This is a genomic window from Hymenobacter humi (assembly GCF_042665855.1).
GTDB lineage: Bacteria > Bacteroidota > Bacteroidia > Cytophagales > Hymenobacteraceae > Hymenobacter > Hymenobacter humi.
The window spans coordinates 1,173,579-1,194,166 of record NZ_JBHTEK010000001.1; the positions used below are offsets into that span (position 1 = coordinate 1,173,579).

19 protein-coding genes and 5 pseudogenes are annotated in these 20,588 nt (G+C 61.6%); 10 read left to right on the forward strand and 14 right to left on the reverse strand.

Annotation, left to right across the window (positions count from 1 at the left end):
- Positions 1-150 precede the first annotated feature (150 nt).
- Positions 151-1,202 (forward strand): annotated as a pseudogene (gene ruvB / locus ACFQT0_RS06625) (Holliday junction branch migration DNA helicase RuvB).
- A 141-nt stretch (positions 1,203-1,343) separates the two neighbouring features.
- A pseudogene (gene queG / locus ACFQT0_RS06630) lies at positions 1,344-2,278 on the forward strand (tRNA epoxyqueuosine(34) reductase QueG).
- Between the two features lie 64 nt (positions 2,279-2,342).
- Here the strand turns inward: queG and ACFQT0_RS06635 are convergent.
- The 7 genes from ACFQT0_RS06635 to ACFQT0_RS06665 all read right to left on the reverse strand — a co-directional run bounded on the left by ACFQT0_RS06635 (position 2,343) and on the right by ACFQT0_RS06665 (position 6,171).
- Positions 2,343-2,558 (reverse strand): hypothetical protein, encoded by a 216-nt coding sequence (locus ACFQT0_RS06635; protein ID WP_380201406.1) that lies wholly within the window; start codon positions 2,556-2,558, stop codon positions 2,343-2,345.
- A gap of 210 nt (positions 2,559-2,768) precedes the next feature.
- On the reverse strand, positions 2,769-2,975 hold the full coding sequence (locus ACFQT0_RS06640; RefSeq protein ID WP_380201408.1) for a hypothetical protein: 207 nt from the start codon (positions 2,973-2,975) through the stop codon (positions 2,769-2,771).
- Between the two features lie 47 nt (positions 2,976-3,022).
- Complete coding sequence (locus ACFQT0_RS06645; RefSeq protein ID WP_380201410.1) at positions 3,023-3,652, reverse strand: ferritin-like domain-containing protein; 630 nt, start codon at positions 3,650-3,652, stop codon at positions 3,023-3,025.
- Between the two features lie 24 nt (positions 3,653-3,676).
- Positions 3,677-4,390 carry a ferritin-like domain-containing protein gene (locus ACFQT0_RS06650; protein ID WP_380201412.1) on the reverse strand — a complete coding sequence of 238 codons (714 nt, stop codon included), beginning with the start codon at positions 4,388-4,390 and terminating at the stop codon, positions 3,677-3,679.
- Between the two features lie 210 nt (positions 4,391-4,600).
- Positions 4,601-5,419, reverse strand: coding sequence for a ferritin-like domain-containing protein (locus ACFQT0_RS06655; RefSeq protein WP_380201414.1), 819 nt, complete (start codon positions 5,417-5,419; stop codon positions 4,601-4,603).
- Positions 5,420-5,522: 103 nt separating this feature from the next.
- Positions 5,523-5,912, reverse strand: coding sequence for a ferritin-like domain-containing protein (locus ACFQT0_RS06660; RefSeq protein WP_380201415.1), 390 nt, complete (start codon positions 5,910-5,912; stop codon positions 5,523-5,525).
- On the reverse strand, positions 5,821-6,171 hold the full coding sequence (locus ACFQT0_RS06665; RefSeq protein WP_380201417.1) for a hypothetical protein: 351 nt from the start codon (positions 6,169-6,171) through the stop codon (positions 5,821-5,823). The genes ACFQT0_RS06660 and ACFQT0_RS06665 overlap by 92 nt, the downstream gene beginning before the upstream one ends.
- A gap of 297 nt (positions 6,172-6,468) precedes the next feature.
- Between ACFQT0_RS06665 and ACFQT0_RS06670 the strand changes: the two genes are divergently transcribed.
- From ACFQT0_RS06670 to ACFQT0_RS06685, 4 genes are all read left to right on the forward strand, one after another.
- Complete coding sequence (locus ACFQT0_RS06670) at positions 6,469-7,500, forward strand: hypothetical protein (protein WP_380201419.1); 1,032 nt, start codon at positions 6,469-6,471, stop codon at positions 7,498-7,500.
- Positions 7,501-7,522: 22 nt separating this feature from the next.
- A complete protein-coding gene (locus ACFQT0_RS06675) occupies positions 7,523-8,287 on the forward strand; it encodes a BatD family protein (protein WP_380201421.1) in 765 nt (254 codons plus the stop codon).
- A 101-nt stretch (positions 8,288-8,388) separates the two neighbouring features.
- The gene (gene aroC / locus ACFQT0_RS06680) at positions 8,389-9,492 is read left to right on the forward strand and encodes a chorismate synthase (RefSeq protein WP_380201423.1); all 1,104 of its coding nucleotides are present in this window, start codon (positions 8,389-8,391) and stop codon (positions 9,490-9,492) included.
- Between the two features lie 294 nt (positions 9,493-9,786).
- The gene (locus ACFQT0_RS06685; RefSeq protein WP_380201425.1) at positions 9,787-10,389 is read left to right on the forward strand and encodes a NifU family protein; all 603 of its coding nucleotides are present in this window, start codon (positions 9,787-9,789) and stop codon (positions 10,387-10,389) included.
- 329 nt (positions 10,390-10,718) lie between these two features.
- Here the strand turns inward: ACFQT0_RS06685 and secF are convergent, their stop codons facing one another.
- From secF to rdgB, 7 genes and pseudogenes are all read right to left on the reverse strand, one after another.
- Positions 10,719-12,260: a protein translocase subunit SecF gene (gene secF, locus ACFQT0_RS06690; RefSeq protein WP_380201427.1), complete on the reverse strand. Its 1,542-nt coding sequence runs from the start codon at positions 12,258-12,260 to the stop codon at positions 10,719-10,721.
- A gap of 34 nt (positions 12,261-12,294) precedes the next feature.
- Positions 12,295-13,710, reverse strand: coding sequence for a SecDF P1 head subdomain-containing protein (locus tag ACFQT0_RS06695; RefSeq protein ID WP_380201429.1), 1,416 nt, complete (start codon positions 13,708-13,710; stop codon positions 12,295-12,297).
- A 151-nt stretch (positions 13,711-13,861) separates the two neighbouring features.
- Complete coding sequence (locus tag ACFQT0_RS06700) at positions 13,862-14,236, reverse strand: hypothetical protein (RefSeq protein WP_380201431.1); 375 nt, start codon at positions 14,234-14,236, stop codon at positions 13,862-13,864.
- Between the two features lie 86 nt (positions 14,237-14,322).
- Positions 14,323-14,454 (reverse strand): hypothetical protein, encoded by a 132-nt coding sequence (locus tag ACFQT0_RS06705; RefSeq protein WP_380201433.1) that lies wholly within the window; start codon positions 14,452-14,454, stop codon positions 14,323-14,325.
- A 55-nt stretch (positions 14,455-14,509) separates the two neighbouring features.
- Positions 14,510-14,785 (reverse strand): annotated as a pseudogene (locus ACFQT0_RS06710) (DUF4268 domain-containing protein); the annotation flags it as partial.
- Positions 14,786-14,892: 107 nt separating this feature from the next.
- A complete protein-coding gene (locus ACFQT0_RS06715) occupies positions 14,893-15,519 on the reverse strand; it encodes a uridine kinase family protein (protein WP_380201435.1) in 627 nt (208 codons plus the stop codon).
- A 233-nt stretch (positions 15,520-15,752) separates the two neighbouring features.
- The gene (gene rdgB, locus ACFQT0_RS06720; RefSeq protein WP_380201437.1) at positions 15,753-16,376 is read right to left on the reverse strand and encodes an RdgB/HAM1 family non-canonical purine NTP pyrophosphatase; all 624 of its coding nucleotides are present in this window, start codon (positions 16,374-16,376) and stop codon (positions 15,753-15,755) included.
- A gap of 390 nt (positions 16,377-16,766) precedes the next feature.
- Here rdgB and ACFQT0_RS06725 point away from each other — a divergent pair, with 390 nt between their 5' ends.
- The 4 genes and pseudogenes from ACFQT0_RS06725 to hemC all read left to right on the forward strand — a co-directional run bounded on the left by ACFQT0_RS06725 (position 16,767) and on the right by hemC (position 20,581).
- Positions 16,767-17,036, forward strand: coding sequence for a type B 50S ribosomal protein L31 (locus ACFQT0_RS06725; RefSeq protein WP_035557454.1), 270 nt, complete (start codon positions 16,767-16,769; stop codon positions 17,034-17,036).
- A gap of 168 nt (positions 17,037-17,204) precedes the next feature.
- Positions 17,205-18,417, forward strand: a pseudogene (locus tag ACFQT0_RS06730) (GlmU family protein).
- Positions 18,414-19,544, forward strand: a complete 1,131-nt coding sequence (locus tag ACFQT0_RS06735) for a DNA polymerase III subunit (RefSeq protein ID WP_380201439.1) — start codon at positions 18,414-18,416, stop codon at positions 19,542-19,544. Before ACFQT0_RS06730 ends, ACFQT0_RS06735 begins: the two are co-directional and overlap by 4 nt.
- Positions 19,545-19,650: 106 nt before the next feature.
- Positions 19,651-20,581 (forward strand): annotated as a pseudogene (gene hemC, locus ACFQT0_RS06740) (hydroxymethylbilane synthase).
- Positions 20,582-20,588: the final 7 nt, after the last annotated feature.

Sequence of the window (20,588 nt, forward strand, 5' to 3'; positions counted from 1 at the left end):
GGTCCTTACTGCGAATTGCTCTGGCGTGATAAGGTCCTTCGCAAGCTCAGGATGACAGACAATTTTTGCCTCATAAAGGAGCTTTTTGCCTGCAACTCGGTTACTCATAAGCTTAGCAAGCGGCAACCAATAAATTTAGCAATTATCATTATGCGCGAAGCTTATCTCACAGGTGGCACCGAAAATTTCGACGCCACCGATAAGGACATCGACAAAGCCCTGCGGCCGCTGTCGTTCGACGACTTCACGGGCCAGGAAAAGATTCTGGAAAACCTGAAGGTGTTCGTGGCCGCCGCCAAGCAGCGCGGCGACGCCCTCGACCACGTGCTGCTGCACGGCCCTCCCGGCCTGGGAAAAACCACGCTCTCGCACATCATCGCCAACGAGCGGGCTCGGGCATCAAGATGACCTCGGGCCCGGTGCTCGACAAGCCGAGCGACCTGGCCGGCCTGCTCACCAATCTTGAGCCGCACGACGTGCTGTTCATCGACGAAATCCACCGGCTCAACCCCGTGGTGGAAGAGTACCTGTACTCGGCCATGGAGGACTACCGCATCGACATCATGCTTGACTCGGGTCCGAATGCTCGCTCGGTGCAGATTTCGCTGTCGCCCTTCACGCTGGTGGGCGCTACCACGCGCTCGGGCATGCTCACGGCGCCGCTGCGGGCTCGTTTTGGCATCTCGTCGCGGCTCGAGTACTACGACTCCAAGCTGCTCACCACCATCGTGCAGCGCTCGGCTGAGATTCTGGGCACGCCCATTCACGAGGACGCGGCCTTCGAAATTGCCCGGCGTTCGCGCGGCACTCCGCGTATTGCCAACAACCTGCTGCGCCGTACCCGCGACTTCGCCCAGATTAAAGGCGACGGCACCATCACGGTGGAAATAGCTCAATTTGCTTTGAACGCGCTCGACGTGGACGCCCGCGGCCTCGACGACATGGACAAGCGCATCCTGACCACCATCATCGACAAGTTCAAGGGCGGTCCGGTGGGTATCAGCACCATCGCCACGGCCTGCGGCGAGGAAGGCGAAACCATCGAGGAAGTGTACGAGCCGTTCCTGATTCAGGAAGGCTACATCAAGCGCACCTCGCGCGGCCGTGAAGCCACCGAGGCTGCTTACCAGCACCTGGGCCGCCTGCTGCCCCAGCACCTGCGCGGCAACAACGGCGACCTGTTTGCCGAGATTACGTCGTAAGTCTGTAGCGTGGACTCTGCGAGTCCGCGCGTTTGCCTCATCGATGCGCGGACTCGCAGAGTCCACGCTACAGTTAAAACGGAACGCGCCGCCCCCAGCGGCGCGTTTCTTGTTTCTTTGCAGCCCATTTCCCTTTTGCCAATGCTTCCCCAGTCTGAGTGGGCCCCTTTTATCAAGCGCCGCGCGGCCGAGCTCGGCTTTATGGCCTGCGGCATTTCCAAGGCGGAGTTTTTGGAAGAGGAAGCCCCGCGCCTGGAAACCTGGCTCACCAAGCGCATGAACGGGCGCATGGGCTACATGGAAAACCACTTCGACAAGCGCCTCGACCCGCGCCTGCTCGTGGACGGTGCCCAATCGGTGATTTCGTTGCTGCTCAACTACTACCCCGCGCCCGAAGACCAGCAGCCCGACGATACACTCAAAATCAGCAAGTACGCCTACGGCCGCGACTACCACTTCGTCATCAAAGACAAGCTCAAGACGCTGCTGGCCGACATGGAAGCCGAAATCGGGGCCATCGGCGGGCGGTGCTTCGTCGATTCGGCGCCGGTGCTCGACAAGGCCTGGGCTAAAAAAGCGGCCTGGGCTGGGTGGGCAAAAATTCCAACCTCATCACGCCCGGCACCGGCTCGTTCTACTTCATCGCCGAGCTGATTGTGGACGTGGCCCTGCCCGCCGACGGCCCCATCCGGGACTACTGCGGCACCTGCACCAAATGCCTCGACGCCTGCCCCACGCAGGCCATCACCGAGCCCTACGTGGTAGACGGCAGCAAGTGCATCAGCTACTTCACCATTGAGCTGAAAGACCAGATTCCGACGGAAGTAAGCGGGCAGTTCGGCAACTGGGTATTCGGCTGCGACATCTGCCAGGATGTGTGCCCCTGGAACCGCTTTTCGCAGCCACACAACGAACCGCAGTTCAACCCCGCGCCCGGCCTGAAAGACCTGACGCCCGGCGACTGGCGCGAAATCACCCACGAATTATTTACGGAGCTGTTTCGCCAGTCGGCCGTGAAGCGCACGGGCTACGAGGGGCTGAAACGCAACATTAAGTTTGTGCTCGACGGCGAATAGCCGGCCCGGGCCAGGAGCACCGCTTGGGCTAACCCCTGGCCATCGCAAAGCAACATCTTACCGACTACCCAATCCCAACTGCGAGGTTCGACTCATCGAGGCTGCCAAACACGCGCTTGAGCACTTTGCGGTACACGCGGGCAAACTGCTGGTAGCACCAGCTACGGAAATCCGGCACTTCGGCCGGCATCAGCATTTTCAGCGATTTGCGCAGCTCCTTTTCGAACAGCGCCTTGTTGAAGCTCACTTTCAGCAGAATCATTTTCACGTAGTCTAGCATAGCATCAGGCGTACGGGTAGGAATAATAAGTGTAGGCAGGTGGTGGCCGTTCCCTACGGAAGAGCTTGGTTAACACCCGTTAATAAAGATACAAAATAGGAACAGGGTAGCGCAAGAGGAAGTGCCCAATTGCCCCCGTAAGTGGCCCGGATACGCAAAAGGAGCAGCCTGAGCCGCTCCTTTTCCATCAAATGCCAAAATTTTATATGCTTAGCCGAATATATTAAGCAGAGCCGTAGCCTGGGCCGTGGGCAGGGGCTCGTCGAAGGCCTCGGCCACGGCACCCGTCTGCACCGCCGTGGGACCAGTGAGCAGGGTAGCAAAGGGGATGGTGGTAGTGCCCGTGGTCACCTGTACTTCGTTGGCTTCGATGGTGTAAAGGGAAACCGGGGCGGTGCTACCGTCCGGGTTGGGCACCAGGATGGCAGCGGTAGGCGCGGGGTCGGATTTGCTGGGCCAGCTTTTTACCGCGGCGGCCGTGGGGCCGTGCGGCGCAGCGTGCGGATGTGCGAAGCGTGGCGCGCTTCCACGGTTTGCATGCGCAGAATGGCAGCGAACAGCTTCTTCTCGCCGGCAAAATTGGGCGCCTGGCCCAGGTAGATGCCGGCGCTGGCGTCTTCCAGCTGCTGGGCGAGCTGCAGAAAGGCGTCGTAATCGGTCATCACGTTCGGAAACAGCACCGGGCTGCCCGAGTTGTTTCTGCGGCCGCTGAAGTCGAAGCTCGGGGCCGTGGGCGGCGTGAGGCCGGCGTTCTGCACAGTGGTGCGCAGGAACTGGGCGTGGCCCTGCTGCTGGCGGAGCAGCCGTTCAAAGTCGGGCCGTACGGCCGTCTGGGCGGCATTGCTCAGCACACCGGCCAGGCCCTGGGTGTAGAAAGCAGCGAGCAAGTCCTCCAGCTTGAGCAGGAGCAGCAAGGCGTCGAGCGTGGTGGCGCGGATGGTGGCCTGGGCGGGCAACGCCAGGGCCACGGGCAAGGCCACGGCAGCGGCCCGAACGCCGGCCTGCCCAAGCTGGCCGAGCAGGCGGCGGCGCGGCGCGGCATCGGAAGGAGCGTCAACGGCGCTGAGGCGGTCGAGGAGCGAAAGAAGATTCATGCGAAGACAGGCAATAGGAAGCGCTTACGCCGTAGGCAGCGAATCGGTGGATATCACGATGGGTAGAAAATAGGCCTTGGTGTCGGCCACTACCTGGGCCGGCGTTTTGGCCACGCTCACGCTTTGCAGGGAGTCGGCGCTGATTACCACGTCGTCGCCGGCAAAGGAGCCGGGCGTGCGCAGGTCGCGGACAAAGGCGGAGTGCCGGGCTTCTACCGACGCTATTTTGGCCAGCAGGGCCACCGTGCTGGTGGTGGTGAGCAGCGGCAGCGCGCCGGCATAGGCGGCCACGCTCAAGTCCTCAAACTGCTGGGCCGCGGCCAGCACCCCGGTACGAGTGGTGAGGGCAAGGGTAGAAAAGTCGAACACCAGCGGCGTGGCCAGCGAGGTGTCGTAAGCGCCGGTGCCCAGGGCGTTGCGCAGGGCTTCGCGGTGCGTGAGCTCGTGGTCGCGCAGGTCGGTGAAGAAGGCTTTTTCGCTTGCCGAAAAATCCGAGGGCGCCGCGTCACTTACTTTCTGATAGAAAGCCGCCGCGAGCTGCTTCTGCAGGTAGAGGTAGTTCAGCACGCCGGGGTCGTCCTTGCCCAGCAAAAGCGCATTCGGGTTAGTGGCGGTAGGGGTATTGTCTTTGCCGCAGCCGGCCAATACCAGCCCCACCGTGGCAGCAGAGGCACCCGCCACGCGCAGAAACGAGCGGCGCGCCAGGGCGGCGGGCCCTTGAGGGAATTGAGTAGTCAAATCAGTTATCAAAAATGCGGCGCGGCCACCCAAACGCGGCCCACGGCAAAGATACTCGCCCTGCGCCGATGGTTGCTTTTTCTCACCAGGCGGTGGAAAAGGGAAGGCTTAACAAGTGAGGTAGTGAATGTTCAGTTGAGCCAAAACGGCAAAAGCCGGCTCCGCGTGGGCGGAACCGGCTTTTTCATTAGTGTGAAGTCGTTGGTAAGACTAGGCAACCAGGCCCCCGGCGCGGCTCATGTCGAGCACTTCGGCAGGGGTGAGGGGCTCGTCGAACGAAGCAGCCACGTCGGCAGCAGTATAAGTCGTGCCAAGGGCCGTCCGCAGGTCGAAACCAGCCTGCGTGACGTTGCTCTCCGGGATGGCACCGGTGTAGGCGGCATTGGTCGACACATCTTCGCCGGTGGTAACCCAGGCATTTTTACCGCGCATGTAGCGAATGTGGGCGGCGTGGCGGGCTTCCACCGAGTGGATTTGCAGGGCCACGGTCAGCAGGTTCACGTTGCCGATGCCGGCAATGTTCTGGTCGGCAGTACCGGTCAGCTCGGCGGCGCGGCCTTTGTAAGCCCGCACGCCGGTGTCTTCCAGTACTTGAGCCACTACCAGTTGGTCGGCATAAGCCGCCGGGAAGGCCGAAGCTTTGAACTTGGTGCCCGTAACCGGCGTGCCGCCGAGGGCTTTCACTACGTTGGTAAGCAGGGCCGCGTGGGCGTCCTCATGCTTCTTGATTTGAGCGATGGCCGCGGCAGCAGCGCCGGTGGCCGTTCCTGCAGCAATAAACTGACGGTAGAAGTCGGCTTCCAGCAGCTCCAGGGTCAGGGCGTAGTTCAGAATCTGAATGGGGGTGTCGGCATTGGTGCCGGCGTAGGCTTTCTGGAACATGCTGCCCAGCAACACAGGCGTGGTCGCCAGGGCCGTGCGCTTGGCCAGGGTGCCGAGCGACTGGAACACGGCGCGGCGCGAGTCGAAGCGGCCCAGTGCGTCGCTGTCCACTTCGGCGAGTTGTTCGATAATCTTGAAGAAGTTCATAACAAAAGGTATTTACGAAGTGGAAAGAGTTATTTACCGACGTTGCTGGCATCCAGCGTCTGGGTGATGTACTTGCCGGCAATGGCGAGTACCTCGGCCGGCGTCATGGCCTTATCGAGGCCCGAAGCGTCGACCTGGTCGTCGGCTGCAAACGAGCCGGGGTAATCAAATCGCGGATAAGGGCGGCATGGCGGGCTTCGACGGACACGATTTTGCCGGCCAGCACCAAGAAGTCGGGCGTTTTGAGCAGTTTGCCCGCGCCGTTGTAGGCCGCTACGCCGAGGTCTTCGAAAGCCTTGGCAGTGCCGAGCACGCTGTCGCGCGAAGTGAAGGTGATGGTGCTGAAATTGGGGGTCAAATCCTGCAGCGGGGTCACCTTGGCCACGTTGGTCAGGGCCGCCTTAAAGAAGTCGCGGTGAATGGCTTCGTGGGCCGCTACCTGCTGGAAGTAAGCCAGCTCGCCGGCCTTGAAGTCGGTAGCGGGCGTCTTCACTACCTGGGCATAAAACGCGGCCTCGAGCCTGCTCGAGGGCATAAGCGTAGTTGAGCACGCCTACATCGCCCGAACCCAGGCTGATGCCATTATTGGTGGGGGTGTTGTCCTCGTCCTTCGAGCAACCGGCCAGCACAAGGGCGGTAGCACCGGCCGTGGCACCAGCATACATGAAGAAAGAACGACGCTTGATGGGCGTGTACAGCGGCTGGGCGAACGAAGCGTCGTCGGAGCCACGGGGCTGAAGGTTGTCGGACATGGGAAGGGAACGGTTAGGTGAAAATTGAAAGCTTAGGGGGTAGGCAATAGGATTCCAGCCGGTGCCAGAGGCCCGTTTTTTAAAGGGGAAACCAGAACGGTTGGAGGTATTTGAAGGCAGATACGGTAATACTTGCAACCAAGGATTTAGCCGGGTGCGATTTTTTTAACAAATCCCCTATTTATTGGAGTGCGTGGTAATTGCAATTCTCCTGGAAAAATTAGATTCCGGCGTTTAAACCTACTTTTAGGGGCCAGTAACGAGCCGTTGATTATGGGAAAGTATTTTGGGTGGGCAGTGCTGCTAATCGGTTGGCTGGGAACCGGCGTGGCCAGCGCGCAGCCCACTCCCCAGCCCGCCGCGCCGCCCGCCGCTGGCACAGCGGCCCCGAGCGCTCCGTCCAAGGCCAACCCCGAGATTCCTGTAGTCCAACCCCAACCGGCTACTACCATTCAGGCCCCCCAGCCCAAGCCGGGCACCGCTGCGCCGGCGCTTCCACCGAAAACCACGGCCGCCCCAAAACCCAGGCCCAGCTCAACCACTGCCGCCGATGTGGCGCTGGTGCCGGGCCCGGGCACAGTGCCCGTCACGGGCGTGTTCACGCTGGGGTTCCGGCTGCGCGGCGGGCCGCTGGAAAAGTATTCGGAGTTTCCGGAGCTGGAAGGCTTCAAAAAAATCGGCAAGACCAGCACCACCACCACACGCATTGTGCAAGGCCGCCGCTTCACCACCCTCACCATTTTGCAGCGCTACCTGCCGTACGGCGAGGGCGAGTACGTTATCAAACCGTTTCAGCTCAACGTGAACGGAGTGTTAGTGCGCAGCCGGGGCGGCACCGTGCGGGTGACTCCGGCGCCGACGGTGGCCGGCCAGCCGGCCACGCCACCGGCCGCCGCGCCGGGCACCCAGCCCGCTGCGGCCCCGGCCGCCGAGCCCGGCGCGCCGGTAGCGGCTAACCCGCCCGCGAGCACGCCCGCCACGCCGCCCGCCAACCCAGCCGTGCCCCCGCCGGTTACGCCGCAGCCCAACCCGGCCGCGCTTACCAAGCCGGCCAATCCCACAGCTCCGCTCCAGGCCGTGGGCGACCTCGACAAGCTGTTTGGCAGGCCCAAGCCCGCCCTCTACCAGGAACTGCCCGACCGCGCTTTCCTTGCCGTGACGGCCGACCGGGCCAGTGTCTTTGTGGGCGAAGGCGTGCGCGTGGGGCTTTATTTCTACCTCACGCCGGCCGACCAGGCCATGCTGGGTTTTTACGATTTCGAAGCCCAGGCTCCCGCCCCTGATTCGGCAGCTGCACCAAGCCACGGCGTGGCAGGAGCCCGGCCCTGAGCCCAGCGTCACGCCCGACACCGTGCGCAGTAAAGGCCAGCTGTACCTGCGCTTCCGGCTGGCCGAATACGTGTACTACCCCCTCACCACCCAGCCCCTGCACTTCTCGCCCCTGGCCCTGACCATGGTCAAGTATAAGTTCCTGAAAGCCCCAGAGGCTGGTCAGGATAACCGCTTGGCGGGCTACAAAACCTACATCTCGACGGGCACTACCGTGCAGGTACGGCCCATGCCAGCGCACCCGCTGGCGGGGGTAGCAGCGCCGGTAGGCAGCTATAAATTGCGAGAGGCGGTTAGCCGCACCAGCTTCCGGGTGGGACAGTCGTTTGCATACACGTTTGGGGTGGAGGGGCGCGGCAATTTATCGGCCCTTCTGGCCCCGGCGTTTGCGGCATGGCCCGGGCTCGAAGTGTACGGGCCGGAAGTGCGCCAGGAACCCACCCCGGGCGGCGGGCGCAAGCTGTTCCGCTACCGGCTGGTAGCCAGCCGGCCCGGCACCATCCCGCTCGACAGCCTCCTGCAACTCATTGTATTCAACCCCGCTACCGCCCGCTACGATACCCTGCGGCCCGAAATCCGGCCCAGGGTACGCGGCGATGTAGCCGTGGCCGCGCCGCTGCCCAAGCCGGAAGAAGACCCGTTTTACGGGCCCGCCCTGGCCGATGCCACCACCACGGTGCAGTCGTTGGATGTATACCGCGACGTGCGGCGCTACGCCAACTGGCTGCTGGTGGGACTGGTGGGCGTGGCCGCCTTTGGCTGGTGGCGCGCCGGCCGCCAGCGCTAGCATTATTGAGGTTTGAGTTGGGCCGGATGAAGGAATAAGCCCGGCGGCGTGCCGACCTTTGTGTCGCGATTTCGCCCGAGCACCGCTTTTTCTTCGTTTCCATGTCCAATACCTTCGGCACCCTGTTTCGCATCACCACCTTCGGCGAGTCGCACGGGGCGGGCATCGGCGTCATCATCGACGGCTGCCCGGCCGGAGTGGCCGTGGACGCGGCCCAGATTCAGGCGGCCCTCGACCGGCGCCGTCCCGGCCAGTCGGACCTGACCACCCCGCGCAAAGAGGCCGACACCGTGCAAATCCAGTCGGGCTTGTTCGAAGGCTTTACCACTGGCACGCCCATCAGCCTGTTCATTCCCAACGCCGACCAGCGCTCCGACGACTACTCCCATATTGCCCACGCCTACCGCCCCAGCCACGCCGACTACACCTACGATGCCAAGTACGGCCGGCGCGACCACCGCGGCGGCGGCCGCAGGCTCGGCTCGCGAAACGGCCGCGCGCGTCGCCGCTGGCGCCGTAGCCGCGCAGCTCCTGGCGCATTTCGGGGTCGACACCGTGGCGTACGTATCGCTGTGGGCGAAGTCGAAGTGCCCCTAGAATATCAGGAGCTGGATTTGAGCCTCATCGACACCAACCCCGTGCGCTGCCCGCACCCGGAAACTGCCGTGCGGATGGAAGCGCGCATCCGCGAAGCCCAAGCGGCGCACGACACCGTGGGCGGCGTTATTACGGGGGTGGCCCGGCACGTGCCCGCAGGCCTGGGCGAGCCGGTGTTTGATAAACTACCGGCCGTGCTGGGCCACGCCCTGCTCAGCATCAATGCCGTGAAAGGCTTTGAGTTCGGCTCCGGCTTTGCCGGCACGCGCCTGCCCGGGTCGGTGCACAACGACGAGTTTTACACCGACGAATCCGGAGCCGTGCGCACCCGCACCAACCACAGCGGCGGCAGCCAGGGCGGCATCAGCAACGGCCAGGACATCAACTTTCGGGTGGCCTTCAAGCCGGTAGCCACGCTGCTGCAGCCCCAGCAGACCATCAACGACCAGGGCGAGGCCATCACGCTGGTGGGCCGCGGCCGGCACGACCCCTGCGTACTGCCCCGCGCCGTGCCCATCGTGGAAGCCATGACCCAGCCTGGTACTGGCCGATTTGCTGCTTCGGGCCCGCGCCAACCAGTTGTAAATGGGGCGCTTTACCTCGGGTAGAACCTCACCCCCGGCCCCTCTCCAAAAGAGAGGGGAGCCTGACATTCATCCAATGAAAAAGTCCCGGCTCAAGATTGAGCTGGGACTTTCTATTTCAAACAGTTCTTGAGCCGCCGTGGCTCCCCTCTCTTTTGGAGAGGGGCCGGGGGTGAGGTTCCGGCGTGAGTGAGGCTTCGCGCTGCCTGACAAGTCAATCGATGTAGGTACATTTGCAACCTCTACCGCCTCGATGCGGTTGTATCTTAGATGTCGCAAGTGTTGCGACTTCTCCCTCTTGATTTTAAGCCCCAAGCCATGTCTGCTGTTTCTATTTATGCCGAAGCTTCTCCCAACCCGGAGAGCATGAAGTTTGTCCTGAACTCTAACCTGCTGGCCGATGGCGTCAGCGTGGATTATCCCAACGTGGAAGCCGCGGCCAACTCGCCTTTGGCGCAGGAGCTGTTCAATTTCGACTACGTGGGCCGTGTGTTCATCGCCCAGAACTTCGTGACCATCACCAAAACCCGGCCCGAGATGGCCTGGACCCAGCTCATCCCCGAGCTGCGCCAGTTCCTGAAGAGCTACGTGGAGGCCGGTGGCCCCATTTTCCTGGTTGACCCGGCCGCCGAGCAAAAGGCCGCTCAGGCTGCCACCGCCGGCGACCCCACCCAGCAGGAAGGCCAGATTGCCCAGAAGGTTATTGACCTGCTCGACAACTACGTGCGCCCCGCCGTGGAGCAGGACGGTGGCAACATCACCTTCAAAAGCTACCACGAAGGCATCGTGACCGTGAACCTGCAGGGTTCGTGCTCGGGCTGCCCTTCGGCCACGGTTACGCTCAAGTCCGGCATCGAAAACCTGCTCAAGCGCATGGTGCCCGAAGTGCAAAGCGTCGTTGCCGAAGGCATTACGGTGTAGTCTTACCGTTAGTAAAGCAGTCTGCCGGGCCTCCGCTCAGCAAGTGTAAAATGCAAAAGACCCGGCTCTGTACAGAGCCGGGTCTTTTTGCTGAACAGGAGTACAAGACTCTCAGAAACTCCAGCTTGGCGCGTTGAATAGTAGTGAAACGTCATGCCGAGCATAGCGAAGCATCTTTACTGCTTCTTGGTGGCATTCATTACTCGTGGTAAAGATGCTTCGCTGCAATCGGCATGACGTTTTTCCGTGCCTGGATTCAGATATAAAAAAGCCCGACCGCACGGCCGGGCTTTTTTACAAGCGCTACGCTGGTTGCGTCAGCAGAGTTATTACACGTTGGCCTGGCTCAACTTGGGGGCATCGCCGGTTACGCTGGTTACGTCCTCGCCAGCGGCGCGGCGCTCCCGCTCTTCCTTCTTGCCGTAGGTGTCCAGGATAATCGGGGTGGCGATGAACAGCGACGAGTACGTGCCGAAGATGATGCCGATAATCATGGCGAAGGAGAACGAACGCAGAGTTTCGCCGCCGAAAACGTACATCACGAACACCACCAGGAATACAGTCGTGAACGTAATCATGGTGCGCGAGAAGGTCGAGTTCAGGGCCGGGTTCACCACCTGGGCGAAGGTCAGCTTGGGGTTCTCGCGCAGGTACTCCCGGATACGGTCGTAGATAACCACGGTGTCGTTCATCGAGAAGCCGATAACCGTGAGCAGAGCAGCCACGAAAATCTGGTCCATTTCGTAGTTCAAACCGAACAGACGGGCAATCGGGAAAGCTGCAATCACCAGGAGGGCATCGTGGAACAAAGCCACTACCGCAGCCATCGAGTACTGCCACTTTTCGAAGCGGAACAAGACGTACACGAAGATGCCGAGCAGTGTGAGACCCAAAGAAAGCACGGAGGTCCGCTTGATGTCGTCGGCGATGGTAGCGCCTACTTTCGAGGTCGACTTGATAACCGGGGCGTCGGCGCTGTAGGCTTGCAGACCTTTGTTAAGGGCGCTCACCACTTTGTTGTCAGCAACTGCGCTTTCATCCTCAGCCAGGTAGCCGGTGGTGATGCGCAGGCGGTCGGGTGAGCCGTACTGCTTCACCTCGAGGCCAGCACCTTCAAATACGGGGCGGATTTTGTCCGCCACATCGGAAGCAACCATGGTTTTGTTGAAGTCGACCACGTAGGCGCGGCCGCCCTTGAAGTCCACGCCCAGGTTGGGACCACCCTGGTAGGCCATCAGCGCGAAGCCGATGACGATGAAGACCGTCGAGAAAGTATAGGCGAGCTTGCGCTTGCCCACGATGTCGAAGTTCAGGTTCTTGAACAGGTGGCGCGAAATCGACGTGCTGAACGTCATCGGGTGGTTCTCGTTGCCCTTCACCATCCACTCGATGATGAGGCGCGACACGAACACGGCCGACAGGAACGAGGTGAGCACGCCAATGCCGAGCGTGATGGCAAAGCTCTGCACCGGGCCCGTGCCGAAGAAGCCGAGAATCACGGCAATCAGCATGGTGGTCACGTTCGAGTCGAAAATGGCCGAGAAAGCGCGCGAGTAGCCTTTGTTGATGGCGTCCGGCAGGCTCAGGCCGTGGTCCAGTTCCTCTCGAATACGTTCGAAAATCAGTACGTTAGCATCCACCGACGTACCCATTACCAGAATCAGGCCGGCAATGCCGGGCAGGGTGAGGGCAGTGCCGAATTGAGCCAAAACGCCCAAAATCAGGAAGATGTTGAACAGCAGGGCCACGTCGGCCACGATGCCGGCACGGCCGTAGTACAGGGCCATGAAAATCATGATAATCACCACGCCGGCCAGCGACGAGTACAGGCCCTGGTTGATGGCTTCTCTGCCCAGCGAAGGACCTACCACAGCTTCTTCGACGATGCGCGTGGGAGCGGGCAGTTTACCAGCCTTGAGCCTGGTTGGCCAGGTCCTGGGTGTCTTCGATGGCGAAGCTGCCCGTGATGCTGGTGCCGCCGCCCGTAATCTCGCCCTGTACTACCGGGGCCGAGCACACGTAGTCGTCGAGCACCATGGCCACCTGGCGGCCCACGTTAGCAGCCGTCATTTTAGCCCACTTGCGCGAGCCGGCAGGGGTCATGCTCATCAGCACTTCGGGCTGGCCGTTGGCGCCAATGTCGGAGCGTGCGTCGCTGATGGCTTCGCCGCTCAGGGGAGGTACGCCGTCGCGGGTTTTGCGCACCGGAATCAGCTCCAGGTACTCCTGCTTGTCGATGGTGGTGGGCTTCAGGCTCCAGAGCAGGGCCAGGGTGGGGGCAGTACGGCCTTGGCCTCCTGGCTGCGCAGGATGCGGTTCATCTGGGCGGTGTCGCGCAGGTTCACGCCCAGGCGGCCGGGCATGGTGAATAGGCGCGCCAGGCTGGCCGCCTTTGGTAGAAGTGGCAGCCGAATCAGCGGCGGCATCTTTGGTTTTCTTGGCGAGCTGGGAGGCCAGCGAGGTGGTGTCGCCTTTAGCGGCGGTGCCGGCTACGGCCTTCGAAGTGTCGGCAGCAGCGGTAGCCGGGGCCGATTTGGCGGCGTCCTTGGCGGCGAGCTGCTGGTCGAGCCTGCACGAGGTAGGGCCCACTTCGTTCTGGTTCCATACTTCCCAGAACTCGAGCTTGGCCTGGCCTTGCAGCAGTTTGCGTACGCGGTCGGGGTTGTCGACGCCGGGCAGCTCAATCTGGAGACGGCCGGTGCCTTTCACGCGCTGGATGCTGGGCTGGTTCACGCCGAACTTATCGACGCGGGTCCGCAGGATGTTGAACGAGCGGTCGATGGCCTCTTCTACTTCTTTGTTAATCGCCCCAATCACCTTCTCGTTCGAGGAGTTGATGTCGATGTTGCGGCTCTTGTTGGTGGTGTTGGCGAAGACGGTAGCCAAGGGCTTGCCGCCCGAGGTCTGCTGCCAGGACTGGGCAAACAGCGCCGTGAAGGGCGTGCCCGAGTTGGTCTTCTGGGCTTCCTGGGCTTGCTCCAGGGCCTTGTTGAAGGCGGGGTCTTTGCTGTTGCCGCTCATGGCGCGCACGATTTCCACCGGCGAAACTTCCAGCGTCACGTGCATGCCGCCTTTCAGGTCGAGGCCGAGGCCGAGCTCGCTCTGGCGCACCTCGCGGTAGGTGAACGGGCCGAAGACCGGCGCACGCCACACGGAATCGAGGTAGTGCTGGCGGGCCGACTCGTCGAGTTTGCCGTTGCGCGTGGCGTAGGCCACTGCTTTCTGCTGCACCCCGCGCGAGACGTAGGTGAAGAACAGAAAGTACGCGCACAGCGCCGTCACGACGACGGTGAGGGCGATGATTAATCCTTTGTTACGCATTTTAGAAGTGTTGAATGTTAAATGTTGAGGGTTGAATTCCCGGAGTTGAAAGCGGAGAATAAGCGAAGCGGAAAGGGTTGAGTGTTGCGTAAGCCCTCCGCCCTTCGGCAAAAACGCATTCAACAGCCAACCCTCAAAACTCAACACTTCATTATGGAGCCTGCGGCGAAAGCGCCACGGCCAGCAGCCGCGCCCGAAAGACCTCGCCCGCGCGCACGCCGGCGTGGAGGCGCGGTACTGCCAGCGCCCGGCGCAAAGCGGGCAGCCACACGGCCGGCACCGCCGCCGGCAGCCAGGCCACCAGGGGAGGCGCCACAAAGTGCTCCAACGAGGCAGTGGCTTCCAGCAATACTTTCTGCTTGACCACCGTCGCCTTGGGCGGCGCGGCCAGGCGGGTGTCTCCCTTGCCCACCGGCAAGCGCAGAACACTCACCGCGCGCTGGTTTAGCCCAAGCACCAGCAGCACCGAGGCGGCGAGCAGCGCGAAGCGAAGCGAAAACCAAAAACGAGGGAGCAGGGCCAGCATGGGTACGAACGGGGGCTGCAAAGATAATCTTTTGCCGGGGATGTTGGCAAGCAGGACGATAAAGCCCTAGGCGTCGTGCTGAGGCCCTATTTTAGGGCTTCAAACGTGTATTGCGCATCGGCCCAGAAGGCATCCAGGGCAATAATCCGGGGCTTGAAAAACGAAATCAGCGCCGGCCAGTCGTCCCGGCTGAACAGGTTGACCGGACTCAGGCTCAAGATAAATGCGGCTGTAGGGCTGGCCCTGGGCGTCTACGGCGTCGGGCTCCCAGGTCCATTCCTCGCCCAGGACCTCGTGGAGCAGCGTTTTCAGCTCAACGAATTGCTCAAAAAACAGCTCCCGGATGCCCGCGTCGGGATGGTGCAGCTCAATGGCGATGGTGGCGCGGCGGTTGTCGGCCTGCATCCGGAAATACAGCTGCTTGATGCCGGTTTTATAGTTTATCCAGTTGGTCGTTTCGCCCTCGGCCGAGGGCACCGGGGCCATGTACTGCCCGAAGGCCGTCCAGAACGCTTGGCGCAGGCGGGTTACTTCTGCTTTGCTATACATAGGTGGTTGGGAAGGACGTGGCTTTGTAGGGGCAGGGGCCAAAGAAAAGGCTCCGGCCGCTACCTGAGCGACCAGAGCCTCTTGTGTAGCGCATTGCCAACGGCTGCTTATTTCTCGGCCACAACTTTGGATTGCAGGAAGCCCACCAGCACCTCCAAGCCTTTTTCGAAGTGGCGGTTGTTGGGGATGACGATGTCGGCGTAGTGCTTATAAGGGGCGATGAACTGCTCGTAGGTAGGCGCCACGTGGTGGGTGTAGCGGTAAAGCACATCGGCCAGGTCGTAGCCCCGCTCGTCGCGGTCGCGGATGATGCGGCGGTGCAGCTTCACGTGTTCCTGGGCATCGATGTACACCTTGAGGTCGAGCAGTTTGGCAATTTCCTCGAAGTGAAACACGAAGATGCCTTCGACCACCACAATGGGCGCGGGCCGAAACACCAGTTCCTTGGCCGTCGCAGCGGCATTATTAAAGGTGTATTCCTTGCGCCGCACCTCCTGGCCCTGGCTGATGCGCAGCACGTCGGCAGCGTAGGCGACGGCGTCGATGCTGGCGGGCAGGTCAAAGTTTTCGACCCCTTGGTCGTCGCGCAGCTGCTTCTCGCGGGGGTGGTAATAGTTGTCCTGGGAAATGAGACAAATCTGGTCTTCGGGAAAGGCCGCGAGCAGCCGACGCAAAAACGTGGTTTTGCCAGAAGCGCTGCCGCCGGTGATGCCGATAAGATAAGGGGTGTGCATAGCAGGCAAAGGTAACGCTTCGCTTAATGAGGAATGAAGAATGAGGAAGGAAGAATTACCATAACGGTCATGCCGAGCGCAGCCGAGGCATCTCGCTCGCGTCGTCTGTCATGCTGACGAAGGAAGCATCTTATCGCCGAGGAACGAATCGTTGAGCCATGAGAAAATGCTTCGCAAGCTCAGCATGACAGACGGCGCGGGCGAGATGCCTCGGCTGCGCTCGGCATGACGGGCTACAACGCTACAGCGTCCGCATTCAGAAACGCCAGCAAACTCGCCACTGCCCGAGCCCGGTGGCTGATGCGGTTTTTCTCGGTGCCGCTCATTTCGGCAAAGGTGCGGCCGTCGCCCTCGGTGGGCACAAACACGGGGTCGTAGCCGAAGCCTCCCGTGCCGCGCCGCTCCTCGGCAATGTGCCCGGCCACTTCGCCGGCAAACTCGTGCATGGTGCCGTCGGCTCCGGCCAGGGCCACCACTGTGCGGAACCGGGCCGAGCGGTCGGACTTGCCGGCCAGCTCCTGCAGCAGCTTCGTTACGTTGTCTTCGGCCAGCCGCTGCGGGCCGGCGTACCGGGCCGAGTACACGCCTGGCTTGCCGTTGAGCGCGGTTACTTCCAGGCCGGTGTCGTCGGCAAAGCAGGCCACGCCGTAGTGCTGGCGTACGTATTCGGCCTTCTGGCGGGCGTTGCCTTCCAGGGTGTCCTGGGTTTCGGGAAGCTCTTCCTGGCACCCGATATCTGCTAGGCTCAGCAGCGTGAAGCCTTCAGGAAGCAATGGGCGGATTTCGCTGAGCTTGTGCTCGTTGTTCGACGCAAAGCACAGCTTAAGGACAGAGTTAGAAGATTGGCTGCTCGACATATTTACTGATTAAGGGTTCGTAGTAAAGGTTAACAAAGACGTCTGCTTTGTGAAGCAGCCTTGCAAGTAGGCCACGAAAAACAGAACCGCCCGGCCCCTCGCTTAAACACGACCTTGGGCTGGTATGCCCAGCATATCAGGTACCGCTTGTGCTGTTGGCCGGTAGCTTTCCGGCTGCTCACGGGCCCAGTGCGACGGACCAGGTCCAAAGTAGGACCGATTTAATCGCACAGCCGCTGCAGAGCGGCAACAAGCTCATCCCCACCCATCGGCAGGGCCCAGGGCCGGGAAAATATTGGGCACACAGTTGGGTATTTACGAGCTAAGCCGTACTTTTGCAGTCCCTTCCGCAAAATCGGCAGGGTTCAACTGGTAAAACTGGCCCCCGATATGAAAAAAGAGACCCACCCCGAGTATCAGGAAGTCGTGTTTCAGGACACTTCCTCGGATTTTAAGTTCATCACCCGCTCCACGATGAAGCCGACCGACACCATCACGATGGAAGACGGCAAAACGTATCCGCTGGTGAAAATCGAAGTAAGCAGCGCTTCGCACCCCTTCTACACCGGCAAGAACATGTTCATCGACACGGCTGGTCGTGTGGAGAAGTTCCGCAGCCGCTATGCCAAGAAGGAGCAGAGCAGCGCCAACAAAGAATAGTGGCTTTTTAGCTGTTAGCCCATGGCTGATAGCTGCTGGCTTTTGAAAACTCCTTTCGGTACCGCCGGAAGGAGTTTTTTTATTGCCGGTGGCCAAAGCAGCAGCCGTAAATTTGCTTCCCTTACAAAAGCTAACAGCCATCAGCTATTAGCTAATAGCTTAAAAAAGATGCACGTTCTGCTTTTCGACGACCCGGCCATCCGGCCGCACCTGCTGCCCTTCACCTTCACGCGGCCCGTGGCAGCGCTACGCTGCGGCATCCTGACCCTGGCCGAAAAATGGCAATACCGGCTGGGCGTCGCATCGGTGGGCTACCTTACCCAGCCTTATCTGCAAAAGAAGTTTCCGGCTGGCGACGTAACCGGGCCCGCCCTCATCATCAACGGCGCCGTGTGCCCCGACGACCTGCTCGTGCGCCAGGTGCAGGCCCTGCAGCCCGGCCAGGCCTTGTACAGCGACGAGCCTGCTGGTAGCGGCCCATGTGGCCGACGCCTCCCTGGTGGCCGAATTAGTCCAAGACGGCATTCCGGAAACCCGGCAGGTGGCCGAGCCCGCTACCGTAATCAGCCGGCCCTGGCACTTGTTTCTGAACAACGGCGCCGAAATCCGCCGCGACTTTGCTCTGCTCACCCACGGCCGTACCTCGCAGCCCATCAATGACCCGCATACCATCGTGTACGGGGCCGAAAACATCTTCATCGAAGAAGGCGTGAAAATCCGCGCCGCCATTCTCAACGCCGAAGACGGACCCATTTACCTGGGCAAAAACTCGCAGGTCCACGAAGGCGCTATCATCAAAGGGCCGCTGGCCTTGTGCGAAGGCTCGCACATCAACGCGGGCGCTAAAATGCGCGGCGACAACACCGTGGGCCCCTACTCCAAAGTTGGCGGCGAGGTCGGCAACAGCATCCTGTTGGGCTACGCCAACAAAGGCCACGACGGCTACCTGGGCAACTCCGTCATTGGCGAGTGGTGCAATCTGGGGGCCGATACCAATACCAGCAACCTCAAAAACAACTACGCCTCGGTGAAGGTGTGGAGCCACGTGGCCCACCGCTTCGTGGACACCGGCCAGACCTTCTGCGGCCTGATGATGGGCGACCACAGCAAGTGCGGCATCAACACCATGTTCAACACCGGCACGGTGGTGGGCGTGGGGGCCAATATTTTTGGGGCCGGCTTCCCGCGTACGTTCATCCCGAGCTTCAGGCGGGGCGGCGCGGCCGGGTTCGAGACCTTCCAGCTGCCGAAAGTGAACGAAGTAGCCGAGCGGGTCATGGCCCGGCGCGCCCTGCCTTATACGGCAGTGGAGCAAGCCATTATGAAGCTTGTGTTTGAGGACACGGCCAAGGATAGAGTCTGGGAGAAAGAGAAAGCATGACCTTCGCTGAAATCCCCAATCAAGCCCCCGTAAAGCAGCTGCTACGCCAGTCGGTGCAGCGGCAGCACGTGGCTCATGCCCAGCTATTCCGGGGCAGCGAGGGCGGTGCGGCGCTGGCACTGGCATTGGCCTACGCCCAGTACCTGAACTGCGAGGAGCGCACGCCCGACGCCGAGGACAGCTGCGGCCACTGCCCGGCCTGCACCAAAACGGCCAAGCTGGCCCACCCCGACCTGAACTTCATCGTGCCCGTGACCACCACCAAAACGGTGACCAAGGACGCGGTGAGCAGCAAGTTTATGGCCGAGTGGCGCACCTTCGTGCTCGACAACCCCTACCAGGGCCTCAACGACTGGATGCAGCACATCGGGGCCGAAAACAAGCAGGGCAATATCTCCAAGGACGAAGCCGTGCAAATCCTGAAGCTGGTGAGCCTGAAGGCGTTTGAGGCCCGCTTCAAAATCGTCATCCTCTGGCTGCCCGAGCTGATGCACCCGGCCGCCGCCAACGCCGTGCTCAAGCTGCTGGAAGAGCCGCCGCCCGCCACCATCTTCCTGCTGGTGAGCCACGCGCCCGAGCAGCTGCTGCCCACCATCATCAGCCGGGTACAGCCCGTGGTGGTGCGCCCGTTTTCGGAAGACGACATCACCGAATACCTCCATGCGCACTATCACGTGCCCGAAGTGAAAGCCCGCCAGGTGGCTCAACTGGCCGACGGCAGCCTGGGAGCCGCCATCGCCAGCCGCGACGCCAACGCCGACCACGACTACTTCGAGTTTTTTGCGAAGTGGATGCGCCTTTCGTTCAGCTATAAAGCGGCCGATATTCTCAAGCTGAGCGAGGAATTTCAGAAGCTGGGCCGTGAAAACCAGAAGGAGCTGCTCAGCTACTCGCTGGGCCTGGTGCGCAAGGTGTTGCTGTTTGGCATCGACCCGAAATTCGTGCCGCATCTGGCCGGTGGCGAGCAGCAGTTCGTCACGGGCTTCGCCAAATTCGTAACTCCGCGCAACGCCGGTTTATTAACTAAAGAGCTGACCGACGCTCACTACCACATCGAGCGGAACGCCAACGCCAAAATGGTGTTCGTGGATAGCTCGCTGCGGCTGGGTGGCTTTTTAAAGGTTTGAGTGCTGAATGCTGAGGATTGAATGGACGGATGGCCGACAGGCAAACGTCAGCATTCGACACTCACTATTTACCACTCATCCCTCAACCCTCAAAACTCAACCCTTCATGACCCCCATCCGCCTCGCTACCCGCGGCAGCCGCCTCGCTCTCTGGCAGGCCGAACACGTGGCCCACCTGCTCAATAAGGCCGGTTTCGCCACCGAAATCGTGCCCATGCAAACCACCGGCGACGCCGTGCAGGACCGTTCCCTGGCCAAAATCGGCTCCAAGGGCGTCTTCACCGAAGAGCTGGAAGAAAGCCTGCGCCGCGGCGAAACGCATCTGGCCGTGCACTCGGCCAAGGACGTGCAAAGCAGCATCCCGCGCGACCTCGAGCCTGCTGGCTTTCCTGGAGCGCGAGCAGGTGAACGACGTGGTGCTGAGCTTCAATCCGGAGTTTTCGCTCAACAAGCCGAGCATTGTGCTGGGCACCAGCAGCACCCGCCGTAAAGCCCAACTGCGCCGCTTCTACCCCGAAGCCACCACGGCCGAGGCCCGCGGCAACCTCCAAACCCGCCTCCGCAAGCTGGAAGAAGGCCAGTACGATGCCCTGGTGCTGGCCTACGCCGGCGTGCACCGCATGGGCTACGACCACCTCGTGCGCCACGTGCTGCCCACCGACCAGTTTGTGCCCGCCACCGGCCAGGGCAGCGTCGCCGTGGAGTGCGCTGCCAATCTGGACGCCGGCCTGAAAGCTCACCTCAAAGCCGCCCTCGACCACGCCGATACCCACACCTGCCTGCTGGCCGAACGCGCTTTTCTGCACACCATGGAAGGCGGATGCAGCATCCCCTCGTTTGCTCTGGCCACCCTGGACGACGCCGGTACCCTGCGCCTGCACGGGGGCCTCATCAGCCTGAATGGCGAGGAGTACGTGGAGGAGATTCAGCAAGCCCCTGCGGCCGAGGCCCATGCCCTAGGGGTGTCGGTGGCCGATGCGGTGCTGGGCCGCGGCGGCCGCGAAATTCTGGCCAGCATCCGCGAACACCGCGGCTAAGCATTTT